The sequence below is a fragment of the Novosphingobium sp. AP12 genome, from assembly GCF_000281975.1.
In the GTDB taxonomy this organism is placed as follows: Bacteria; Pseudomonadota; Alphaproteobacteria; order Sphingomonadales; family Sphingomonadaceae; genus Novosphingobium.
In genome coordinates this window covers 50,969-72,704 of record NZ_AKKE01000040.1, presented here as the reverse complement: position 1 = coordinate 72,704, position 21,736 = coordinate 50,969, and the positions used below count along the sequence as shown (strand labels likewise).

General features: G+C 66.3%; 16 protein-coding genes and 2 pseudogenes. 9 read left to right on the top strand and 9 right to left on the bottom strand.

Translation table 11 applies throughout. The features are described 5' to 3' along the window. Positions 1-271: 271 nt before the first annotated feature. From PMI02_RS07985 to PMI02_RS07970, 4 genes are all read right to left on the bottom strand, one after another. On the bottom strand, positions 272-1,519 hold the full coding sequence (locus PMI02_RS07985) for a Ca2+-dependent phosphoinositide-specific phospholipase C (RefSeq protein WP_007681283.1): 1,248 nt from the start codon (positions 1,517-1,519) through the stop codon (positions 272-274). A 25-nt stretch (positions 1,520-1,544) separates the two neighbouring features. Next, positions 1,545-3,833, bottom strand: a complete 2,289-nt coding sequence (locus tag PMI02_RS07980; protein ID WP_007681282.1) for a TonB-dependent receptor — start codon at positions 3,831-3,833, stop codon at positions 1,545-1,547. A 102-nt stretch (positions 3,834-3,935) separates the two neighbouring features. Then, complete coding sequence (locus PMI02_RS07975) at positions 3,936-5,129, bottom strand: TetR/AcrR family transcriptional regulator (RefSeq protein WP_007681281.1); 1,194 nt, start codon at positions 5,127-5,129, stop codon at positions 3,936-3,938. A 51-nt stretch (positions 5,130-5,180) separates the two neighbouring features. Beyond that, positions 5,181-6,287, bottom strand: a complete 1,107-nt coding sequence (locus PMI02_RS07970) for an ROK family transcriptional regulator (RefSeq protein ID WP_007681280.1) — start codon at positions 6,285-6,287, stop codon at positions 5,181-5,183. Positions 6,288-6,417: 130 nt separating this feature from the next. Here PMI02_RS07970 and PMI02_RS07965 point away from each other — a divergent pair, with 130 nt between their 5' ends. The 3 genes from PMI02_RS07965 to PMI02_RS27920 are packed head-to-tail and all read left to right on the top strand — an operon-like array spanning position 6,418 to position 11,080. After that, entirely contained in the window at positions 6,418-8,916 is a 2,499-nt protein-coding gene (locus PMI02_RS07965; RefSeq protein WP_007681279.1) for a TonB-dependent receptor, read from the top strand. Between the two features lie 20 nt (positions 8,917-8,936). Then, the gene (locus PMI02_RS07960; protein ID WP_157222434.1) at positions 8,937-10,082 is read left to right on the top strand and encodes a YdcF family protein; all 1,146 of its coding nucleotides are present in this window, start codon (positions 8,937-8,939) and stop codon (positions 10,080-10,082) included. A 14-nt stretch (positions 10,083-10,096) separates the two neighbouring features. After that, entirely contained in the window at positions 10,097-11,080 is a 984-nt protein-coding gene (locus PMI02_RS27920) for a hypothetical protein (protein ID WP_007681276.1), read from the top strand. A gap of 74 nt (positions 11,081-11,154) precedes the next feature. Here the strand turns inward: PMI02_RS27920 and PMI02_RS26310 are convergent. Together PMI02_RS26310 and PMI02_RS27025 are read right to left on the bottom strand one after the other, a co-directional pair. Then, positions 11,155-12,468, bottom strand: a pseudogene (locus tag PMI02_RS26310) (MFS transporter); the annotation flags it as partial. A 146-nt stretch (positions 12,469-12,614) separates the two neighbouring features. After that, complete coding sequence (locus PMI02_RS27025) at positions 12,615-12,791, bottom strand: hypothetical protein (RefSeq protein ID WP_157222433.1); 177 nt, start codon at positions 12,789-12,791, stop codon at positions 12,615-12,617. A gap of 155 nt (positions 12,792-12,946) precedes the next feature. On the opposite strand from PMI02_RS27025, the gene PMI02_RS07950 reads away from it, so the two are divergent. The 5 genes and pseudogenes from PMI02_RS07950 to PMI02_RS26305 form a co-directional block, all read left to right on the top strand. Beyond that, complete coding sequence (locus tag PMI02_RS07950; RefSeq protein ID WP_007681270.1) at positions 12,947-13,681, top strand: SDR family oxidoreductase; 735 nt, start codon at positions 12,947-12,949, stop codon at positions 13,679-13,681. 537 nt (positions 13,682-14,218) lie between these two features. Continuing rightward, entirely contained in the window at positions 14,219-14,722 is a 504-nt protein-coding gene (locus PMI02_RS07945; RefSeq protein WP_007681267.1) for a sigma-70 family RNA polymerase sigma factor, read from the top strand. Then, positions 14,712-15,353 carry an NrsF family protein gene (locus tag PMI02_RS07940; protein WP_007681265.1) on the top strand — a complete coding sequence of 214 codons (642 nt, stop codon included), beginning with the start codon at positions 14,712-14,714 and terminating at the stop codon, positions 15,351-15,353. Before PMI02_RS07945 ends, PMI02_RS07940 begins: the two co-directional genes overlap by 11 nt. A 112-nt stretch (positions 15,354-15,465) precedes the next feature. Next, positions 15,466-16,047 carry a DUF308 domain-containing protein gene (locus PMI02_RS07935; protein ID WP_007681263.1) on the top strand — a complete coding sequence of 194 codons (582 nt, stop codon included), beginning with the start codon at positions 15,466-15,468 and terminating at the stop codon, positions 16,045-16,047. Between the two features lie 60 nt (positions 16,048-16,107). Beyond that, positions 16,108-16,331 (top strand): annotated as a pseudogene (locus PMI02_RS26305) (organic hydroperoxide resistance protein); the annotation flags it as partial. A 412-nt stretch (positions 16,332-16,743) separates the two neighbouring features. Here PMI02_RS26305 and PMI02_RS07925 read toward each other — a convergent pair. From PMI02_RS07925 to PMI02_RS07915, 3 genes are all read right to left on the bottom strand, one after another. Next, complete coding sequence (locus PMI02_RS07925; RefSeq protein WP_007681255.1) at positions 16,744-18,120, bottom strand: L-serine ammonia-lyase; 1,377 nt, start codon at positions 18,118-18,120, stop codon at positions 16,744-16,746. A 184-nt stretch (positions 18,121-18,304) separates the two neighbouring features. Then, positions 18,305-19,876: an amidase gene (locus tag PMI02_RS07920; protein WP_007681253.1), complete on the bottom strand. Its 1,572-nt coding sequence runs from the start codon at positions 19,874-19,876 to the stop codon at positions 18,305-18,307. A gap of 103 nt (positions 19,877-19,979) precedes the next feature. Next, a complete protein-coding gene (locus PMI02_RS07915) occupies positions 19,980-21,029 on the bottom strand; it encodes an ornithine cyclodeaminase (protein WP_007681250.1) in 1,050 nt (349 codons plus the stop codon). A 148-nt stretch (positions 21,030-21,177) separates the two neighbouring features. Between PMI02_RS07915 and PMI02_RS07910 the strand changes: the two genes are divergently transcribed. Beyond that, complete coding sequence (locus PMI02_RS07910; RefSeq protein ID WP_007681249.1) at positions 21,178-21,618, top strand: Lrp/AsnC family transcriptional regulator; 441 nt, start codon at positions 21,178-21,180, stop codon at positions 21,616-21,618. The last annotated feature ends 118 nt before the right edge of the window (positions 21,619-21,736 follow it).

The window sequence follows — 21,736 nt, the reverse complement described above, 5'->3', positions numbered from 1 at the left end:
CCCCCCCCAGCCGATAGGCTCGCGAATGTCCGAAATGAGCGCGCCTGCGGGCCATCGGGATTTACGTCGAGCCGTTCCCGCATGGCTTTGAGGACGCGCTCATGCTCCCATCGGTAACGCACGATACTGTGGCTCACGATAACGGTCGAATGGCCAAGCATCTCCGAGCACCGATCCGCGGGTCGACCGTTATCTTTGACTGACACGCCGCCCTGTGACTGGGGATGTGGGCGCTCGGCCTGTCCGGTGCGCGGCATAAACCCCTGTCTCGTTACGGATTGGAAATGCCTCCATTGTCCGCGCATTTGGCTACGACGGAATTGCACCGCCACCCCTTGGAATAGGGCGCCACCTGGTAACCGTTGCCGTAGATGTTGGGCGCGGTGAGGTAGTCGGTCGAGACGATCTGTGCGCCGCTTGCCAGCGCCGCGTCCCGGCGGCGCGGGTCGTTGCGGCGGGCATCTGCGGTGTCGATGTCGGCACGAGTGCGTACGAGGTAGCCCTTGCGGACCGCGTCACGGATCTCGGGGCCATGCGTCAGCGCGTTGTCGAACAGCATGAAGGCAGTATGCGCCATGCCCGGCTTGCCCTGCACGAACGCCATTCGGCCTTCGAGCGACGGCCGTCCCTCCAGATAGGGCGCGAAGGCCTGCAGGTTCATCGCGGGCACGAGGAACAGGAACACGAACTTGCCGCGCGCCTGTCCGAGCGTGGGCCACTGCTTTGCCAGCACCGCCGATTCCAGCGTCGGCTTCTTGCCGCGCAGGTCGTCGGGCGTGAACACCTTGTCGCGGCCGAGGACGCTGCGGATCGTCTCGTCGATCTCCTCGAACTGCGCCTTGTCGAACGGGGGCACTACGCTTGCGCCGGGAATGACGCGGTCGAGGCCGGAGAGCTTGGGTTCGAGCAGCACGAAGACCGGGCTATGGTCCGGCTCCGCATCCGACCACTGTCGCAGCAGCGTCAGGCACGAACGGAACGTCGGGCACTGGCTGCGGAAGTCGAGGTCGGCGACGTGGAACACCTTGAGGCCCGGCTTGGACAACTCGTCGCGGTAGATCGGCGCGAGGTCGGTGACGCCTTTGGCGCGCAGTTCGCGGTAGGGGAGGGGATCGGCATAGGCGCCGCCCCTGGGGTCGGGCTGGAGGTCGATCTCGACGCTGCGCACGCCGCTGCGCAGCTGCGCCTGCAGCGGCATCTGCACGTAGTCGAGCGTCTGCGCCATGTCGGTGAGCCCGCCGGGGTGCTCGTCCGCCATGGCGGCGCTCTGCTCGGGCGACATCTTGCTTTTCATCGCCGCCATCAGCGCGGTCAGGCGCGGGGCCATGGTTTCCATCACCCGCGCGTCGGCCGGGAGCGCGTAGCTGTTGTGCGTGCCGACCACCTGCACAGCGTTGATCGGCAGGTCGTCCCCCGCCTTCGCGGCTGGAATCTCAGCCCCTGCGCCAGCCAAGGCCGCGCTCGCAAGGAGCGCGGCGGCGGCGGCCGTCATGGCCGCGCCCATCATCGGTTTCTTCATCGTGCGTTTCCCGAAAGGCTGGAGATCAGAAGTCGACATTGACGAACCCGCCAAGCGTGCGCCGCGCATTGGGCGAGGTGTAATGCAGCAGCCCGAGCGGGCCGTACTGCTGCCAGCCGGTGGAGAAGTATTTGTCGAACAGGTTGCGCGCATAGACGCCGACCTCGACCTTGCGGTCGGGCAGCGTCACGCTCAGGCGGCCGTTGACAAGGCCGTATCCCGCCACGTTCGAGTATGCGGGCTGGCCGACGACGGTCCAGTATTGGCTGCGATACGCGTAGTCGGCGTGGGCCTTGAGCCCCATTCCCGAAGCGAACTCATGGTCGTAGTCGACCGAGGCGGTGCCCGACCATTCGGGCGAGTTGGTCAGGCGCGAGCCGGTGTAGTTGGTCGTCGCGTTATAGACGTAGTCGGTGAACTTGGCGTCGGTGTAGGTCACCGCGCCCGACAGCTGCAGTCCGCGCATCGGCTGGACCACGAGGCTGCCCTCGACGCCCTGGGTGCGCAGGCCGCCGGCATTGCCGATGACCGTGGCGTTGATCATGCCGCCCGATCCGTCCGGGATCTGCGTCAGGATGGTGGCTTGGAAGTCCTTGAAGTCGGAACGGAACACGTCGACGTTCAGGCGCAGGCGGCGGCCGAACCACTCGGACTTGATGCCCGCTTCCCACGCCTTGACCGTCTCGTCCTGATAGGGCGCGTACTTGTTGCCGACGAAGGCGATGCCCGCCGGCTTGTACCCGGTCGAGTACGAAGCATAGAGCATCACGTTGTCGGTCGCCTGGAACTGCGGGGCGACGCGGAACGAGAAGTTGTTGCCCTTCACGCGGCCGAAATCGAAGGCCGGCGGCGCGCTCGATGCCACGAAATTGGGCGTGTATCCGGCGACCGTCAGCGGGTCGATGGTAACGTAGTCGATGCTCTGCGAGTTGTTGTCGTGCGTGTAGCGGCCGCCCAGCGACAGGCTGAGGCGCGGCGTGAAGTTGAACTTCACCTGCCCGAATGCAGCCATCGTCTCGTTCACGGAGTCGAACAGCGAGGCATTGCCATTCTCGCCGACGGCGCCGGTCAGCGCGATGAGCGTGGGCAGCGGAGTGCCCGCCGCATTGTAGAGCGGCTGGCCGCCGGTCGACCACTGCAGCTGCGTCTGGCGTGCATGAAGGCGGTTGTAGAACGCGCCGACGAGGTATTGCACGAAGCCGCCGGTGGGCGATGCGAGGTGGACTTCCTGGCTGAACTTGTCGGTGTCGAGCTGGCCCAGGTTGAACGGGATGTAGGCGTAGCGGTCATAGGGGGTCAGGCTTGCGGGTGTCGAATTGTCGTAGCCGGTGACGCGGTAGGCGGTGACGGAAGTCAGTTCGTGATCGCCGAGCATCGCGTTGGCGCGCAGCGAGGTGCCCCATTCCTCGGTCTTGATCTCGCCGAACGAGCTGTCGGCGGTGTCGGCGCTCTTGGGGCCGGGATAGACGCCGAGTTCGTTGAGGATCGCGGTCACTTCCGCGCTCTGGCCCGACACCGGCGTGCGCACGCTGCTGTCCCAGTGGTAGGCGTAGTCGCCCGAGAGCGTCAGGTTGAAGGTGTCCGAAGGCTCGAGGTAGAGCTTCGCGCGGCCGCCGTATTCGTGCTGCGAGCCGACCTTGCGGTTCAGCGTGACGTTGCGGCCGAAGCCGTCGAACGCCTGGTCGAAACCGGAGGCCCGCAGCGCCGCGATGGGGCCGAGCGGCACATTGACGGTGCCGTTGAGGATGCGCTCGTCATGCTCGCCGAAGCTGGCGCTGGCGCGCGTGGACCACTCGCCGAGCTTCGGCTTGGTGGTGGTCACGGCGATCACGCCCGAGGTGGCGTTCTTGCCGAACAGCGTACCCTGCGGGCCCATCAGCACGTCCACGCGCTCGATGTCGACGAGGCCGGTGAGGCCGTTCGCGCGCTGGCCGTCCATCACCACGTCATCGACGACAACGCTGACCGACTTGGCGTTGGAGAAGTCGAACGAGGTGCTGCCCACGCCGCGGATCTGGAAGGCGGCACCTTGCGTCGGGTCGTACTGCACGCCGGGCATCGTGTACTGCAGGTCGGTGACCGAGGTGTAGCCGGTCTTCGCCAGCGTCTCGCCGTCGATCGACTGGATCGCCACCGGCACCTTCTGGCTGCTCTCCGAGCGGCGCTCGGCAGTGACGGTGATTTCGGGGAGGGCATCGCCGTCGTCGGCGGGGGCCTCCTGCGCGTGGGCCGCCATGGCCCAGCACGGCGCCAGCGCGCCCGTCAGGATCGTCGAGAGAAGGTGGATCGTACGCTTGCGCTTCAAAGCAGACATGGGAGGGTTCCGTCCTGTTGACCGTGGTCTCAGGACGCGCCTCTAGAGCGGCTTTATGACCCTTTCAGGACACTCGTGCTGCTTTTAAAACCGATGAAAAAGTCACTTCAAAACATACGTACCGTTTTCAATAAATTGCCTGACTATTTCCGGAGCGGTCAGCCAAGGTTCGCCGGTCGTCATCCGGCGCAGGCCCGCCCCGATCGAGGCCATGACGACGGCCTGCGTCCGCGCGCGGTCGGAGCCGGGCGGGATGCCCAGCCACTCCGCGAACTGGACGTGTACGTTTTCGGCACGGCGGCGGCGCATGTCGATGGCGAAGGGCCGGAATGCCGGGTCCGCAAGCGCGGTGAGGGCGCACTCGTGGGTCAGTCGCACTACGTCGCTGTTGCCCACTTTCGCATCGCTCGACCGGATCTCGCTGCGCATCCGGCGGTAGAGCGTCTCGACGCCCGCGAAGAGAATGTCGCGATGGGCGGGGAAGTGATGTGCAACGCTAGATGTCGCCACGCCTGCCGCCTGCGCGACGGTGCGGTGCGACAGGGCGCCGACACCTTGCCCGGCGATTAGGTCCGCGACACGGTCCGCCAGCATCGCCCTGCTTCCTTCCGGGGGCTTGGCGGCTGCGTCGTGCGCAAGCGCAGCGGGGGCGGCAAGACGATCGACGAGCGCCATGTGCCAGTCCCCTGCGCCAAGTTCCACTGGCCCATTGCGCAGCATGCCCCGTACGGTCGAGTGGCGCAGCAGGCGGTAGTCGGTCTCGCTAGCGAGCAGGATCGAGAACGGCTGCTCGTCGATACAGTAGCTGGCGATGAAAGGCGCCAGCCGCTCTCCCTGCCGCGAAGCGGAGAGCAAGTCGTGCCACAAGGCCTCTCCTTCGGCGATCAGCGCTGCGATCCAGGGCAGGGCCGCAGGTTCGCGGCTTGCCAGGAGGATCAATTCGCAGGTGACGATGGCCGAGGTGCGGCGCGATCCCGCGCCTTGGTCCAGCCATTCGCACACGAGATCGGGGAGAATGCCGGCAGCGACGGGGTCGATCCCTTCCACTCGCTCTCGCCATTCGGCGCGGGTGGCGGCCATCATCGCAATCTCGCGTTCGAGCACGGCGGCGATCAACGCCGCACGGTCGCCGATGCGGTAGCTGATCGAGCCGACCGAGGTTCCGGCCTCTTCGGCGACGGTGCGCAGGCTCATGCCCGAAAAGCCCTTCGCCGCCACCACGGCGCGCGCGGCATCGCAAATGAAGGTATTGTCCGGAACCTGTCGGCTCGCGCCACGATCGCTGGAAGTCGTCATGGCGCCTTCAATATCGTGGATCGCGGCGCAGTCCAGCAGCAGCCCATGGTCTCAGCCTTGCGCCGAAAGGGCGTGGATGGGCAGCAGCGCGGCGCCCAGTGTGATGGGCGATCCGCGCACGCCCGAAACCTGCACGGGCGGGCTGCGATCGTTTACGGTGGTGACAAGGTCGGTCCGGCGCAAGCGCTCGGCCAGACCTTCCAGTATCGCTGTCGGCAGCGTCCCCGCGAGAACGATCGCGCCAGGGTCGAGCCAGGCGAAGGCGGTGTTGCAGACCACCTCGAGCTGCCGCGCGGCGCGGTCCATCCATTCTTCGATCGCGTTGCGCTGCTCGACCGCGCCGGGGTCGATCTCGCCGACGGAGGAGACCGGGCAGCCGTTCGCGCGCAACGTGGAGAGCAGGTCGAGCGGACTGGGGCGCGGGCGGTCGCCTGGGTACAGGCATCCGATTTCGCCGGCGACGCCGAACTCCCCGCGCATCAGGCGACCGTCGACGATCACGCCTGCACCGATGCCGTAGCCCAGCAACAGCACCACCACCGTCAAGAAATCGCGCATAAGTCCGCCGAGATAGAACTCGGCGATGGCGGCGACGTTGGCGTCGTTCTCGATCCACAATGGCCAGCCGAGTTCCGCGCTCAGGATCTCCCGCAAGGGAGCGTCGCGCCAGCCGGGCATGTCGTCGACGACGCTCCAACGGTCGTTGCCGAGCGAGGGACCCGGCACCGCGACGCCAAGGCCCAGCATCCGCCGGCCAAGCAGGTGGTGGCGGTCGACCAGGTCGTGGGTCAGCCGGCGCACCCTCTGCGCGAATTCGCGGGGGTCGATAGGTGGGATCGCCTCGCGGTGGGTGGCGATCATGTCTCCCGCGAAATCGACCAGCGCGATATCGAGCATGCCCTTGTGCGCCGTCGCGCCGACCGCGTAGCCACCCCGTGCGGCGAGCCGCAACGGGATGGCTGGGCGACCCCGGCCGTGCGCATCGGCTTCGGGAACTTCCTCGAGCACGCCCAGCGTCAGCAACTCGCGAGAGAGACGCGTCAGCGCCGTCCCGCTGATCTCGAGCCGCCCAGCCAGCGCCGAGCGTGATAGCGGACCCGCCTTGCGCAGTTCATGGATGATGCGCCGCTGGTCCTTGTCGAATGCAGGTATCTGCATGGCTGGCCTCCTCGATGGGCCGCTAAAGCCTATTATTTATTTTCACAACAATAATTAGAAATGTCATGTTGAGCGACCAATGGCGGCCTCGTCGCCGCTTCGGCGGCACCGAAATTCATGAGGGGCCACCATGCTCAAGACCGTTCTCGCCACTGGTACAGCGCTCGTCGCGATCTGTGCCGTCCATGTTACGCCTGTGTACGCCCAAGGGACGGCCAGCGCCGCGCCGGCGACGCCCGCCGAAGAGGACGTTTCGGCGCAGGGCGACGACATCATCGTCACCGGCTCGACCCGCGCCCAGCGCCGCTTCGACGTGTCCTACGCGATCAACACGGTGTCGCAGGAAGACTTCGAGAAGATCGCGCCGGTCAACTTCGCCGACCTCATCGGCCAGCTCCCCGGCTTCCAGACCGAGATCACCGGCGGTGAAGTCCAGAACATCTACCGCATCCGCGGACTGCCCAACGACGGCGGCTTCGTCAGCTTCCAGCAGGACGGACTGCCGCTATTCCATGAGAACGACGGCGTGTTCTTCCGCGGCGACGCGATCCTCAAGCCCGACCTGATGACCCAGCGCGTCGAAGTGGTACGGGGCGGTCCGGCACCGGTCTATGCCAGCTACTCGGGCGCGATCATCAACGCCATCACCGTCGAGGGCACCGACACCCCGCGCGGCAAGGTCCAGGTGACGCTCGGCGACACCGGCCTCTACCGCCTCGACGCCTACCAGGCCGGAAAGCTGGCCAAGAACACCTATTACGCGGTCGGCGGCTTCCTGCGCCACCATGACGGCTACCGCGACAACGGCTTCCCCAACGACAAGGGCGGCCAGATTCGCGCCAACATCAAGCACGAGCTGGACAACGGCTTCGTCAAGCTGAACGTCAACTACGTCAACGATCACAACGTCTTCTACCTGCCGATCCCGACCAACGACCCGCGCGATCCGAGCAAGTCGCTGAACCAGTACATCGACTACTTCGAAGGCACGATGAACTCGCCCGCCTTCCGCAACGTCAACCTCAAGTACCGCGACGGCACCGGCGTCATCCAGAGCCGTAACAGCGACCTGTCCGACGGCCGCCACATGCAGATGCTGAACTTCGGCGCGCAGTACGAAGGCGACTTCGATGGCTGGCTGGTCTCCGCCAAGGCCGGGTACACGCAGGGCAAGAACGACTTCACCGCGTTCTACTCGACCACCAACCCCGCCGACGGTACTACTTTCGCCAACAGCTACCTCGCCCGCGCGCGGACGGCGTTCGGCGCGGTCGACCACATGGGTTACGTGCTGGCCGGCACCAACACCGTCTACGATCCGTACTCGGCCTCGGGGCTCGTCATGCAGGGCCAGTACCGCGACATCCACTCGAAGTTCTATTCGGGCCAGGCCAACCTCTCGGTCGCCCGCAAGTTCGAGACCGGCATCGGCAGCCACGACATCAAGCTGGGCCTCTACGGCAGCCTCTACGGCGAGGACAGCAAGACGCTCTACCAGAACTACCTGATCGAGGTGGCCGGCAAGCCGCGCACGCTCGACCTCGTTGCCTACAACGCCGCCGGCACCGCGATCGGCACCGTCACCGACAATGGCGTGCTCAACTACGCCGCCACGCTGAGCCAGGGCGATTCGGACGCGAAGATGTTCGCGCTCTACGCCAACGACACCTGGGAGATCATCCCCGGCCTACGCATCGACGCCGGCATCCGCCACGAGCGCTACAGCTACAAGGGCTGGGCCGCGCTGACCGAAGCCGCGAACCTGGGCGACACCACCACGCTCGCCGACGACAGCACCCGCGCCTTCACCGGCGTCATCCTGAACCAGAAGCTCAAGCCCAACGTCACCAACTGGACGGTCGGCGCGAACTACGACTTCTCATCCAGCATCGGCGTCTACGGCCGCGCCTCGCACCTGGAGACGCCGCCGAACGTGCAGACGGTGATGAGCATCAATCCGACGATCATCACCACCGTGGCCGACCAGTTCGAAGTGGGCCTGAAGCTCGCCTCGGGCCGCTCGTACCTCTACGTCACCGGCTTCTACACCAACTTCGACCCGCTCAATGCCTCGTTCCTGGCGTTCGACCCGACCACGGGCCGCAACGACGTGAACATCCCGTTCGTCGGCGAGGCGCAGGTCAAGGGCGTCGAGTTCGACGGTGCCTGGTCGGTCACGCCGTGGTTCACGCTCAACGGCGCGCTGACCGTCAGCGGTCCCAAGTACAAGAGCTTCCAGAGCACCACCGGCGCCGATCCGGAGCAGGTGGAAGGCAACCAGATCGTCCGCCAGCCGAAGGTATACGGCAACATCCGCCCCAGCTTCGACTTCACCACCGGCGAGACGGACGTGTCGATTTACGGACGCTACACCTACATGGGCAAGCGCTTCGTCGACCTCTACAACAACACTGCGCTGCCCTCCTACGGCACGGTCGGCGCGGGCGTGACGCTGCGCCGTGGAACGTGGAACCTGCAGGTCGTCGGCGACAACCTGTTCAACGCCCACGGCCTGACCGAAGGCAACACGCGCACCGACTCGCTGGCCGGACAGGGCAGCGCCGAGGCGATCTACGGCCGTCCGATCTTCGGTCGCAACTTCCGCCTCGTCATCGGCAAGTCCTGGTGATGCGGAGCGGCCCGGCGCGCATGACAGCGGTGATGTTCGCGGCGACGGCGCTCTCCCTCATGGCTGTTCCTGCTTCGGCCGGGACGGCAAGGGACACCGTGGCGGAGGCGCTTTCGGCGCGGCTGTTCCCGTTGCTCGACGCGCTGGGTCGCAATCCCTCGGCGATGAATGCGCTGCAGGCCCGCCCGGAAGTGGCCGCCATGCTGCGCGGGCGGTACGACCGGCGCGTGGCCTGCGGAAATGACCTCGGCTGCGCGGCGCAGGCGATGGTGTGGACCGATGACGAGGCGCAGGTCGTGGCGGCCGCCGTCGTGGACGGGGGCGCGGACGATGGTCCCGCCGCCCAGGCCAGGCGCGAGATCGCGGGCATCAACGTGATCGTGCGCACTTATGGCATCGGCCAGGTGCCGGGCTATCCGCAGATCGACGGCGCGGGCGCTCTCGACCCGCAGGAGATCCGCACCCGGCTTCAGGCGGCGGCTTGGCTTTCCCAGACGGCGCGTGCCGGTTCGGCGCAGGCGCTCGACCCCAGCGTGGAGTTCGCGCTGGCCCTGCTCGACGGCAGCGACCGCACCGACGCGGTCGGCTTCGAGCCGCTGCTGGGCGGCCTCAACGCACCCGCCATGAAGCGCGCGAAGTCACTGGACTGGAAGCACTGGCGCTACAGCGCCATGATCGTCACCGGCGTAGGCCCCGAAGTGTCCGACATGGCGCTCAGCCCTTTCGGCAAGTACCACCTGCGCCTCGCCGCGCAGCGCTTTGCGGCGGGTGACGTTCCGTTCATCATCGTCACGGGCGGCCGTGCCCATCCGCGCGCCACTCGCTTCGCTGAGGCGCAGGAGATGCGCGCCGCCCTGATCGCGCGCTACGGCATCCCGGCAGAGGCCATCGTCATCGAGCCCTATGCCCGGCACACCACCACCAATCTGCGCAATGCCACGCGCCTGCTGATGGCGATGGGCGCTCCACTGGACAAGGACACGATCATTGTGTGCAACCCGGGCCAGAGCGCGGCGATCGAGAGCGCGCAGTTCGTCCAGCGCAACCTGACCGAACTGGGCTACGAACCCGGCAACGTCGGCGCACGCATCTCGCCCACCGAGCTGGAATTCCGCCCTTCGGCCCTCTCGGCGCGCATCGATCCGCGCGACCCGCTCGACCCTTGAACCGGAGACATCCCATGCGTTCCGTCCTGCTCGCCGCCATCGCCGGCCTCGCGCTCGCTCCCTCCGCCGCCTACGCCTGGGGCCAGACCGCTCACGCCGTGATCGACCGCGCCGCGATCGAGGCGATCCCTGCCGACGGCCCGGTCTTCCTGCGCAAGTACGAGGATTACGTCGCCGCATCGGCCACCCAGCCGGACGCCTGGCGCGGGGATTCGGAGAACTTCTCGAAGATCGAGGAAGATCCCAACCACGGCTGGTTCCGCGAGCAGTTCACCTTCGTGAAGCCGATCCCGCGCTCGCGCTACGAATTCGTGCTGGCGCTCTACAAGCACTACGAGAAGATCAAGGACAGCGATCCCGCCACCGCCGCGCGCACCAACGTGCGCTGGACCGGCACGCTGCCCTACGCCGCGATCGAGGCCTACGACCGGATCGTCGTCTGCATGCGGCAGGTCCGCGCCGCGCAGGCCGAGGGCCGCGACGCCTCGGTGCCCGAGCAGAACTGCGCTTTCGACGTATTCCGCCTCGGCCACTACATCGGCGACGGGGCCAATCCGATGCACGATTCGGTCAACAGCGACGGCTGGCGCGGCGCCAATCCGCATGGCTACACCACCGACCGCACCGTCCACGGCCGCTTCGAGAGCAAGTTCGTCGACGGCATCGCTCTGACTGTGGCGGACATAGCTCCGCGCATCGGTGCGCCCGGCCGCGAGCAGGGCGACATGTTCGATGCTGTGCTCGCCTACCTCGACCAATCGGGCAACAAGATGGAAGCGGTCTACAAGCTGGAGAAGCGCGCCGGTTTCGCCGACTTCACGGACAAGGACGTGCGCGAGATGGTCTACGAGCGCACGAGCGCGGGCGCGGCGATGCTGCGTGACATGCTCTGCCGTGCCTGGGCCGAGAGCGCTGCCCCGCCCGCCAAGGTGGTCCCTTCGCCGCTGGACTTCACCAACCCCAAGTTCAATCCCGAAACCGGCTCCGCCCCCGACTGATCGCTCGACCGCGTGCTCTTGCAGGCCAGCGCCGCAAGCACGCGGTCGTGGCGGGCATGGCCGATGTCGAAGCGCCGCAGCAACGTCACCGCGCCAATGCAGCCCAACAGCGGTATGCCGAGACCAAGCGCGATCATTCCGGCCTCCACCGAGATCGTCTGATCCATGCCCGGTGCATAGCCCAGCCAGCCCAGCGACCAGCCGATCATCACGGTCGCGGCGGCGCCACTCGCCTTCACGGCCACGAGGTAGCAGGCGAACAGCCCTGCCTCCAGCCGCTTGCCGTGTCGCCAGGCGACGAAGTCCACGGTATCCGCCAGCAAGCCCCAGGGCAGCATGAACACGCCGGCGAAGCCGAAGCCCGTCAGCGCCGCGCAAGCAGGCAGTGCTTCGGGCCGGCCCAGGCAGAGGCCGAACAGGGCGATGCCCAGCGCACTGACCCCGTGCCCGATGGCGAGCAGCTGGCTCTTGTCGAAGCGCCCGCTCAGCCCCGTCCAGGCCATCACGCCGACGAATTGCCCCAGGCTCATCGCCAATAGCAGTGTACCTACCATGTCGGGCCGGCCGACGACGTAGGTCCCGATGTACAGCATCATCCGCCCGAATGTCGGCGCTGCGAATCCCGTGAGCATCGCCAGAAGGCCCATTCCCAGGACCAGTCGATTGCGCAGAGGAACCGCGATCCCGTCCTGCAGCGCGTCGGCGTCGCGCCCGCGATCTGCACCGCCACGCGAAACGAACGTGCATGTCAGCATGGTGAGCGTGAACAGCGCGCCCGCGACGACGCCCGTCGTTGCCAGGCTATCGAATGCGCTGTCCCGCCCCGCCCGCTGGACCAGCGGCGCGAGGATCAGGGCTACTGCCAGCGAACTCGCCGTGCTGAACAGCAAGCGGTATCCGGAGACCCGCCCCCGCGCTCGGCTGTCGTAAGTCATCTGGGCCATCAGGGCGTTGTGTGGAACGTCGATGACGGCATAGGCACCGCGGAAGGCCAGCAAGGCGCATGCCAGGACCCAGCCTTCCCGCACGCCCGAAGCAGGCAGAGCGTAGAGCAAAGCGAAAGCGATTCCACAAGGAAACGCCCCGGCCGCCACCAGCCAGCGGTATCCCTTGCCCCATCGACGCAGGCGGATCACCAGCATCGCCGCCAGTAGGTCGAAGACGAGGTCGCCGGCTACGGCGACAAGCATGAGCGTACCTGCCTCGACGGCAGACAGGCCAAGCAGGTCTGTCAGCAGAAAAAGGAGAGTGAGGTCCGCACCGGCAAAGACCAGGCCCTTGCCGAAATTTCCCGATGCATAGGCAAACAGGCGCGCTTCACTCAAGGATCCGGAAAAAGGACCAGCGGCGCGGGCCTTTGCGAAGCGAGTGGATAATGGAATGGGCATTTTCACATATTTTACGCCGATAGAGGGTGCGGCCTTCCCTCTCGCTGCAGGCACTTAGCGACCCATTCTTTCACTTTCACGACGATCGACTGTGCGTCATCGACAGGCTGTCGGCGCCCCTAGCCGCACATCGCTAATTGAACCCTTCACGTGGTCGGCAGACCTCCTCTCGCGTTAGCGCGGTGGTCCAGCACAGACGCTACAGGGAGCACGAACACGAGCACGAACACGCGCCCAATGAGCTTGCGCGCAAGCGTGTCGCCCTCGCGGTAGATCGCATCGCGGCAGGTAGAAGCGTGATCGTCGTTTACGACAAGGATCAAAAAAAAGAGCTTTCGTTGCGGCATCGTCCCGAGGGTCCATGGTGAGGGCGGACGGCCGACCTTGAAAAGAACGACAGGCCGGGCTGTAACGAGCAATTCAGACGGGCAAAAAGCATCGTTCTCTTTATCGGCCGCTATAGACGATGGACTTGCGTATGACGCTTCAAGGTAAGATCGCACTTGTCACCGGAGCCAGCGGCGGGCTCGGCGGAGAGATTGCCAACGGTCTGGCGGCGGCTGGCGCCCATGTGCTGCTTCACGGCCGGAATGCTGAGCGGCTCAGGCCTTTGGCGCGGATGATCTCCGACATCGGCGGTTCGTGCGAGATAGTCGTTGCCGATCTTCGTCAGGAAGATGCCGCTGCGAAGCTCCTGGCCGCTCACGATACGATCGAGATACTTGTCAACAACGCGGGAGATCGCGATCGACGATCATTGGCGGGGCTTGATCGAGAAGCCGTGCGGAAGCTGCTCGAGGTAAACCTCGTAGCCCCATTCGACCTGGCGCGCCTTCTCAGTGCCCGGATGCCGGCGGGCGGTCGCATCATAAATATCACGTCTATCGCCGGCCAGATCGCACGGTCAGGAGATGCCGCCTATACGATGACGAAAGGCGGCCTCGATGCTCTGACGAGGGCGTTGGCGGCTGAACTCGGTCCGCGACAGATTACCGTCAATGCGGTCGCACCCGGCTTCTTTGCAACTGACGCGAACGCAGACATGGTCGCCGACCCCGCCGTAGCCGAACACCTGTCCCGTCGCACTTCGCTCGGGCGGTGGGGACGCCCCGAAGAGATTGCAGGCGCCGTGCTCTTCTTCGCGTTGCCAACCTCATCCTATGTGACAGGGCAGGTGCTTGCCGTTGATGGTGGCTATCTGGCGCATTTTTAACTCGGCGTCGGACGTCGGCTTTTCAGATCGTTGCGATGTCGGTGCGGTACGTTCAGGGCTCCAAGCCTTCCACTGCGCCGCGATCTGGTTGACGGCGTCTGCACGGCGAGCGAGCGCACTTCGGCCATGTCCCATCGCGCGAAGGCTGCATCTATAGGCAGCACAGTCGCGAGCGCCGGGAAGCAATCCGGGCGAATGATCCGTAATCCGCGCGTGGCGCGGCCCTGTCACTTCTCGCCACAATTCTCGAAAGGCGGGTCGGTAACCGAAAGCCGGTTCCAGAAGAAACCCGACCAAGACACAGGCCGCACCGAAACGTCATGTGGATCGGCAGGCCTGCCGTTGACGGCGTGCGTCTCATCCGAGAATTTCTTGAGAAAAAATCAGCCGTGCAGTGACCAAAGCCGCTTAGCGCGCGAATAAGAGATCATGCGCTCGGACTTCCTCTCGAGATTGATCTCAAAGCCTGCCCCTGGACAGGCACGAGTAAGCCGTGAGCGGCCGTCCCGGACAGCGCCGGATGATTGGAGCAGTCTGATGGTCGCCGCCCAGGATGGACACGGTGGCGCGTATCACCGGTTGCTCGGCGAGATGTCCGAATGGCTCACGCGCTACTTCCAGCGCCGGTTGCCGCCCGGAGAAGTGGACGATGCCGTCCAGGAGACGCTGCTCGCCGTCCATCGGCGGCGCCATACCTATGATCCGCAGTATCCGCTGGCCCCATGGCTGGCGGCCATCGCCAAGAACAAATGGGTCGACCAGCTGCGCAGCCTGGGGCGCCGTCCGCTGGGCGAATTGACCGACGAGATGGCGGTCGGGGACCATGAGGCGTCGGTGGTCAGCAGCTCGGTGCTGGCAACCCTGCTCGACCAGCTCCGTCCCGCACAGGCCCAGGCGATCCTGCTGGTCAAGGTGCAGGGATACAGCGTCGAGGACGCTTCGGCGCAGATCGGCCTCTCTCCGTCAGCCGTGAAGATGAACATCCACCGTGGGCTCCAGCGCCTCACGGCAATCATTGAGAAGGCCCCCGATGTCGAATGAATCCCTGATCATCGACCTGTCGTCCGATCTCGCGCCCGTCCAGCGCAGGAGCATGCTGCGTGAAGGCGCGCTCGTGCTCGCGCTTGGCGCCGTGGAACTGGCGCTTTTCCTCACCATGGGCGTGATGCGGCCGGACATGCACCACATGGCCGGCTCGCCGTTTCTGATGTGGCGGGTGGGAAGCCTCGGCCTTCTGGCCGTGGTGGCCAGCGCCCTGGCGATCCGGTCCTTCCAGCCCACGGCGCGACCGCGGCGCGGACTGATGCTCGCGTGCTCTTTGGCGGTCGTCGCCATTGTGTGCGGCGCGTTCGTCACTCCCGAAGACGTGGGTGAGCGAGTGCTGCTCGATCGCATCGACCCGGCGAGCGGCGTGCTGTGCGCGGCGTCGATCTTCGTCCTCTCGCTTCCGATCGTAGCACTGCTCGGTGCCCTGATGCGCAGGGCCGCACCGACCCAGCCTCGGCTGAGCGCGCTTGCCTCAGGCATTGCCGCCGGTGCTTGCGGTGCCTTCGTTTTCGCCTTCTGCTGCCCGTTCAACGACCCTCTCTATGTGGTTGTCTGGTATAGCGTCGGTTGCACCGCCGTCGCGGGCGCTGCGCGATGGCGCCTGCCTCGACGCTTCCGCCTCTAGCCTGACCTGACGCGGCCGAACGCCAGCCGCGCCCGCCTGAACCGCCGATCACCGACCCACCCGGATTCCGGGAAGGGACACGTGTACCCGCATCACTGAAAGGAACCCTGCCATGACGACCACCATCCAAGCGAAAGCCCCGGACCGGGACTGGCTCAAGACCTACTACTATCTTCGCTTCGCCGTATCCGCGGTATGGGTCGCGCTCGCGTTCACCGCCGCGCAGACCATGCCGGCGCTGGCTGGAGTGATGCTCGTCGCCTATCCCGCCTGGGATGCGCTCGCCAACTATCTCGACGCCAGCCGGACGGGCGGTCTGGTGAAGAACAAGAGCCAGATGCTGAACTTCGTCGTCAGCGTCGTGACCGCCGTCGCCGTGGCGGCGACCCTTCCGCACGGCATGCACGCCGTTCTCCAGATCTTTGGGGTGTGGGCGGTACTGTCCGGGCTCTTCCAGCTCATCACCGGCGTGCGGCGCTGGAAATCCTATGGGGCGCAGTGGGCCATGATCCTGAGCGGCGCCCAATCTGGGCTCGCCGGGGCTCACATGCTCAGCAAGGCTGCGGACGCCGCGCCGGTTGGCATCGCCGACATCGCACCCTACGCTGCCTTCGGCGCCTTCTACTTCCTCATCTCTGCGGTTTCGCTCACCGTCAGCAGCGCACGCCGCCGCTCGAAGGTCGCTGCGACCTGATCGGCCTTTCCTCAGCATCTCCGCAGGAATGACCTGCGGCTACGTCGAAAGGAATGAACCATGTCGATCGACGTCAAGTATCGCACATCCGCCACCGCAAACGGAGGCCGTGATGGCCCCACCCGCTCCGAGGATGGCCAGCTCGATCTGCATTTGTCTACGCCGAACGAACTCGGCGGGCCGGGCGGCGAAGGGATCACCCCGACCAGTTGTTCGCGTCGGGATACGCCGCATGCTTCCTGGGCGCGTTGAAGTTCGCCGCGCACCAGCTCAAACTTGCGGTGCTGATGGTCGGGCTCACTCGCAAGGCCTGACAGACGGCGCCTTCGGTCCCCCGACCAAACCCCCACTCCCCAGGGGGGCGAAGGCGCGCCGTTCTCGGCGCTGAAGTTCTCCCCACGGCCAGTTCGACACGACGGTTGTCCTCCTGCCGCCATCGCGCAGATCGCCGCGTCGCGCGAACATCTGCACGATGAACGCATCGCGTCCTCTGCGCTGACCCGGTTCCGTGGAGCGCCGCAGTCGATCAACGCTTGGGTGCTGCCCCCTTTCGGCTACGACCCGAATGAGCCCAAGACCCATCCGGTGGTCAGCCACCTCGAACTGTTCGACGGTGTTTGCCCACCTCGCCAGATCCTTCGGATGTCCACGACTTTGTGGGCGTAGACCTCTCCAATCAGTAGTCTCGGGCTGGCATCAACAGGCCGGCGCGTAGATCGCCAGGCCGCCGAGGGACGTTTCCTTGTAGCTTTGCTTCATGTCGCGTCCGGTGCGGCGCATAGTGTCGATGACGTGATCGAGGCTGACATAGTGCTGCCCGTCACCGCTCAGCGCGAGCCGGGCCGCGTCGATCGCCTTGACCGCGCCCATGGCGTTGCGTTCGATGCAGGGGATCTGGACGAGGCCGCCGATGGGATCGCAGGTCAGGCCCAGGTTATGCTCCATGCCGATCTCCGCCGCGTTCTCGATCTGCGCGTTCGAGCCGCCCATCACCGCGGCGAGGCCCGCCGCCGCCATCGAGCAGGCGACCCCAACTTCGCCCTGGCATCCCACTTCCGCCGCGGAAATGCTGGCGTTGCGCTTGTAGAGCGCGCCGATGGCCGCAGCGGTGAGCAGGAACGTGGTGCGGCTTTCGAGCGTGCCGCCCTGGAAGCGCTCGTGGTAGCGCAGCACGGCCGGAATGACGCCGGCGGCGCCGTTGGTGGGCGCGGTCACGACCTTGCCGCCGGCGGCGTTCTCCTCGTTGACGGCGATCGCCCAGAGGTTGATCCAGTCCAGCATGGCCAGGGGGTCGCTCAGCGCGCGCTCCTGCCGGGCCCGGATTTCCGCGTGCAACCGGTTCGCGCGGCGCTTCACCCTGAGGCCGCCGGGCAGTTCGCCGGTCCCGGCCAGCCCGCGTTCGATGCACTGGTCCATGGCGCCGAGGATCTGGGCGAGCCCTGCCATCGTCTCGGCGCGGGGGCGCCGGGCGTCCTCGTTCGCGAGCGCCACCTGCGCGATGGTCATGCCGTGCTCCGCCGCCGTGGCCAGCAGTTCTGACGCGTCGCGGTACGGGTAGGGCTCGAGGATCGCGCCGGCCCGGGCGGGACCGGCCGCGACATCGTCCTCGTCCAGCACGAACCCGCCGCCGATCGAGAAGTAGGTCCGCGAGCACAGCGCGTCGCCGTTGTCGCCGTAAGCGGTGAAGCACAGCCCGTTGGGGTGGAACGCGAGCTGGTCGCCGCCATGCCACAGCAGGTCCTGAGCCTCGCTGAAGTGGATCCGATGGTGGCCCGCCAGCGCCAGCGTTTGCGTATCCCGGACCCGGTGCAGCATCTGCGCGGCGCTGTCGGGATCGACGCTCTCCGGGTCTATGCTGTGCAGGCCGATGATGACGGCAGTGTCCGTCGCATGGCCCCGGCCGGTGAGCGCGAGCGAGGCATAGAGCGCAGTCGTCACGCGGGTCGTCGCGGCCAGCAGCCCGTCGGCCTCGAGCCCCCGGACGAAGCGGCAGGCGGCGGTCATCGGGCCCATCGTGTGCGAGCTGGAGGGGCCGACGCCGATCTTGAAGAGTTCGAATATGCTGAAGGGCACGTAAAAGTTCCTTTCGCGGGGTGCTCGCCAGTCTCGGATTTTGGTCGCCGCCGAGGCCGCGACTTGAATAGGATCACCTTATCCTGAAACACCATCCCGCGCACGGGCGCGGGATGGCGAAGGATGCTTCATTTCCAACTCGATCACGCTTTGCCCCAGCCGCAGATTGTCGCCTCAGGCGCAATCAGCCTTTGCCGCGCAGTGCCGGCGGCAGGCTGGCGGCGATCCACGGCGAGGCCTTTTCGTAGGCGCGACCGACCTGCAGGACGGCAAGGTCGGCGTGGCGCTTGCCGATGATCTGCAGCCCGATGGGTAGCCGCTCCGCGCCGCCGAAGCCCGCGGGGACGGCAAGCGCGGGCAATCCCGCCATCGTTGCCGGCAGCGTCACTTCCATCCAGCGATGATAGCTGTCCATCGGTCTGCCGGCGATCTGCGTCGGCCAGCGTTCCTTGACGTCGAAGGGGAAGACCTGCGCGGTAGGCAGCACGAGAAAATCGAAATGCTCGAACGCGGCGTCGAAGGCCTGGTAGATGCGGCTGCGTCCGGCCGAGGCCTCGGCGAGCTGCGGCCCGGTCAGCTTCATGCCGCCTTCGATTTCCCAGATCGCTTCCGGCTTCATCAGCGCGCGCTTGGCAGGGTCGTCGTAGAAGGCCTGGAGATCGGCGCCGACCGACCACTGCCGCAGCTTCGTCGCGGTGCGCCACATCTCGGCCGCCGGTTCGGTGAGCGTAGCCTCGTCGACCCGCATGCCGATCGCTTCGAACGCCTTGAGCGCCTTGGTGCAGGTCTCCATGATGCCTGCCTCCATGGGCAGCGCGCCGCCCAGGTCGCCCAGCCAGCCGATCCTGGCGCCCTTCCATTCGCGGTCGAGTGGCCGGGCGAACGTGGTGGGATCGTCGCCGAGCGAGAACGGCGACCGCTTGTCGCCGCCGGCCTGGACCGAAAGCAGCATGGCAAGATCCGCCACGGTGCGGCCCAGCGGCCCCGAGGTGGCGAAGTTCTGCCAGAACATGTCGCTGTTGGGCACCGAGGGCACGCGGCCGAACGACGGGCGCAGGCCGAAGACGTTGTTCCAGCCCGGCGGGTTGCGCAGCGAGCCGCCGAAGTCGCTGCCGTCGGTCACCGGCACCATCCGCAGAGCCAGGGCGACCGCGCCGCCGCCGGTGCTGCCGCCGGCCGCGCGGCCGTGGGCATAGGCATTGTGGGTCGTGCCGAACACCGGGTTGAAGCTGTGCGAGCCCAGCGCGAATTCGGGGACGTTGGTCTTGCCGACGAAGACGGCGCCGGCTTCGCGCATGCGGGCGACGACGAGGCTGTCGGCGGCCGGGATGTTGTCGCGCAGGATCGGCGAGCCCTGCGTCGTGCGGATGCCCTTGACCGGGGCGGTATCCTTCACCGCGTGAGGGAAACCGTGCAGCGGGCCGTGGAAGCGGCCGGCGGCGGCATCTTCGTCCATCGCCGCCGCCTGGCGCAGCAACGCCTCGCTGTCGACGCGCGACACGATGGCGTTGAAGCGCGGGTTCAGCTTGTCGATATGCGCCAGGTGCGCGGTCATCACTTCGCGGCTCGACAGGTCCCGCCGGTGGATCGCGGCGGACAGGTCTGTCGCGTTCATCATGACGATGTCGTTCGGAGCGGAAGCGCCCCGCCCCGACTTGGCGAGAGCGGGCGCCGCGCCAGCAGCCAGCACGACCGGGGCGGCCGCCAGAACCGTCCGGCGGTCCATGGTCATGCGTTCGAAGATCGTATCGCCCATTCTCATTCTCCAGTCTGGTGGGGGCGCTTCTTCGCCTCGCCGCTTGGACCGTAAAGGTCCAAGGTCGTTTCGAAGCGCGGGACCAAGCCCCGCGCCTCGCACCTCAGGCGGAGGCCCGCTGCAGCATGCCGAACAGGTCGCGCGGATCGTCGGGATCGGCGAGAATGTCGAGCTGCTGGAAGAAGGCGGTGCCTTCCAGCTTGCCGAGCACATAGCGCAGCGCGGAGAAATCCTCCACCGCGAAGCCGACGCTGTCGAACAGGGTAATCTGCCGGGCGTCGGCGCGGCCCGGCGCCTCGCCGCTTAGGACCTGCCAGAACTCGGTCACTGGGTAGGACGCTTCCATCTGCTGGATTTCGCCCTCGATGCGGGTCTGCGGCTCGAACTCGACGAAAGTGGCGGCCCGCGCGAGGATGTCCTTGTGCAACTCGGTCTTGCCCGGGCAATCGCCGCCGATGGCGTTGATGTGGATGCCCGCGCCGACCATGTTGTCGGACAGGATCGTGGCATAGGCCTTGTCGGCGGTGCAGGTGGTGATGATGTGGGCGCCCTCGATGGCGTCCTGCGAGGTCTCGCATGCGACCACCCTGAGCCCCGAGCCTTCGAGATTGCGCGCCACCTTGCGGGTGGCGGCGGGGTCGATGTCGTAGAGGCGCACTTCCTCGATGCCGACGATGGCCTTCATGGCGAGCGCCTGGAATTCAGCCTGCGCGCCGTTGCCGATCATCGCCATGACCCGCGAGTTCGCTGGCGCGAGCTTGCGCGCCACCATCGCCGAGGTCGCCGCGGTGCGCAGCGCCGTCAGCAACGTCATCTCGGCCAGCAGCAGCGGGTAGCCGGTGTCGACGCGCGCGAGCAGGCCGAAGGCGGCGACCGTCTGCAGTCCCTTGGCGATGTTGCTGGGGTGGCCGTTGACGTACTTGAAGGCGAAGGCTTCGCCGTCCGAAGTCGGCATCAGTTCGATCACGCCTTCCTCCGAATGCGAGGCTAGCCGCGCGGTCTTCTCGAACTTCGGCCAGCGCAGGTAGTCCGCCTCGATCGCATCGGTCAGTTCGCGCAGCATCGTCTCGATCCCGAAATGGTGCACCAGGCGCATCATGTTCTCGACGCTGACGAAGGGAATGAAGGCGAGCGGGGACGGAGCGGGAGGCATCGATGTCTTGTCCTGTTGTGAGTGGCCGGACGATCCTAGGCTGGCGAGCCGCTGGTATAAATCGCAAGACCGCCTTGCAAACTGGCCAACATTGCGCAAATTTTATGGATCGATTGTGCAATTTGCTCAAAAGGAAGGCGATCCGGGCATGGCATCCTCCGCGAAATTCATCCCCGACGATCTCGACCGGCGGATCATCGGTCACTTGCGCGCGGACGGGCGCGCCTCGCTGTCGAAGCTGGCCGATGTCCTGGGCGTGGCGCGCGGCACCGTGCAGAGCCGGCTGGACCGGCTGGTCGACACCGGAACGCTGCTCGGCTTCACGATCCGGGTCCGCGACGATTATGACGACCTGTCGGTGCGGGCGGTGATGATGATCGAGATCACCGGCAAGTCGACGACGCAGGTGATCCAGAAGCTGCGGGGCATCGTCGAGATCCGCACGCTGCACACGACCAACGGCAACTGGGACCTTGTCGCCGATATCCGCGCCGCCACGCTGCCCGAGTTCGACCGCGTGCTGCGGCAGGTGCGCATGATCGACGGGGTGCTCAACAGCGAGACCAGCCTGCTCCTGAGCACGGTCTGACCGGCGCTTGGGGCCGGTTGCGTGATGGTCCCGTCGGCGGACGCAAACTGGATGTTTCGCGATGCACGGGGCACGGCGATGACACGGTCCTGACGAGAACGATGCAAAGGGTTGATGC

Excerpts from the sequence above, each read along its gene's own strand:
- PMI02_RS07950 (WP_007681270.1), top strand. The coding sequence starts at position 12,947 with ATGACGCTTCAAGGTAAGATCGCACTTGTCACCGGAGCCAGCGGCGGG.
- PMI02_RS07915 (WP_007681250.1), bottom strand. The coding sequence starts at position 21,029 with ATGCCTCCCGCTCCGTCCCCGCTCGCCTTCATTCCCTTCGTCAGCGTC.
- PMI02_RS07960 (WP_157222434.1), top strand. The coding sequence starts at position 8,937 with ATGACAGCGGTGATGTTCGCGGCGACGGCGCTCTCCCTCATGGCTGTT.
- PMI02_RS07985 (WP_007681283.1), bottom strand. The coding sequence starts at position 1,519 with ATGAAGAAACCGATGATGGGCGCGGCCATGACGGCCGCCGCCGCCGCG.
- PMI02_RS07980 (WP_007681282.1), bottom strand. The coding sequence starts at position 3,833 with ATGTCTGCTTTGAAGCGCAAGCGTACGATCCACCTTCTCTCGACGATC.
- PMI02_RS07970 (WP_007681280.1), bottom strand. The coding sequence starts at position 6,287 with ATGCAGATACCTGCATTCGACAAGGACCAGCGGCGCATCATCCATGAA.
- PMI02_RS07910 (WP_007681249.1), top strand. The coding sequence starts at position 21,178 with ATGGCATCCTCCGCGAAATTCATCCCCGACGATCTCGACCGGCGGATC.
- PMI02_RS07945 (WP_007681267.1), top strand. The coding sequence starts at position 14,219 with ATGGTCGCCGCCCAGGATGGACACGGTGGCGCGTATCACCGGTTGCTC.
- PMI02_RS07940 (WP_007681265.1), top strand. The coding sequence starts at position 14,712 with ATGTCGAATGAATCCCTGATCATCGACCTGTCGTCCGATCTCGCGCCC.
- PMI02_RS07935 (WP_007681263.1), top strand. The coding sequence starts at position 15,466 with ATGACGACCACCATCCAAGCGAAAGCCCCGGACCGGGACTGGCTCAAG.
- PMI02_RS27920 (WP_007681276.1), top strand. The coding sequence starts at position 10,097 with ATGCGTTCCGTCCTGCTCGCCGCCATCGCCGGCCTCGCGCTCGCTCCC.
- PMI02_RS07965 (WP_007681279.1), top strand. The coding sequence starts at position 6,418 with ATGCTCAAGACCGTTCTCGCCACTGGTACAGCGCTCGTCGCGATCTGT.
- PMI02_RS07920 (WP_007681253.1), bottom strand. The coding sequence starts at position 19,876 with ATGGGCGATACGATCTTCGAACGCATGACCATGGACCGCCGGACGGTT.
- PMI02_RS07975 (WP_007681281.1), bottom strand. The coding sequence starts at position 5,129 with ATGACGACTTCCAGCGATCGTGGCGCGAGCCGACAGGTTCCGGACAAT.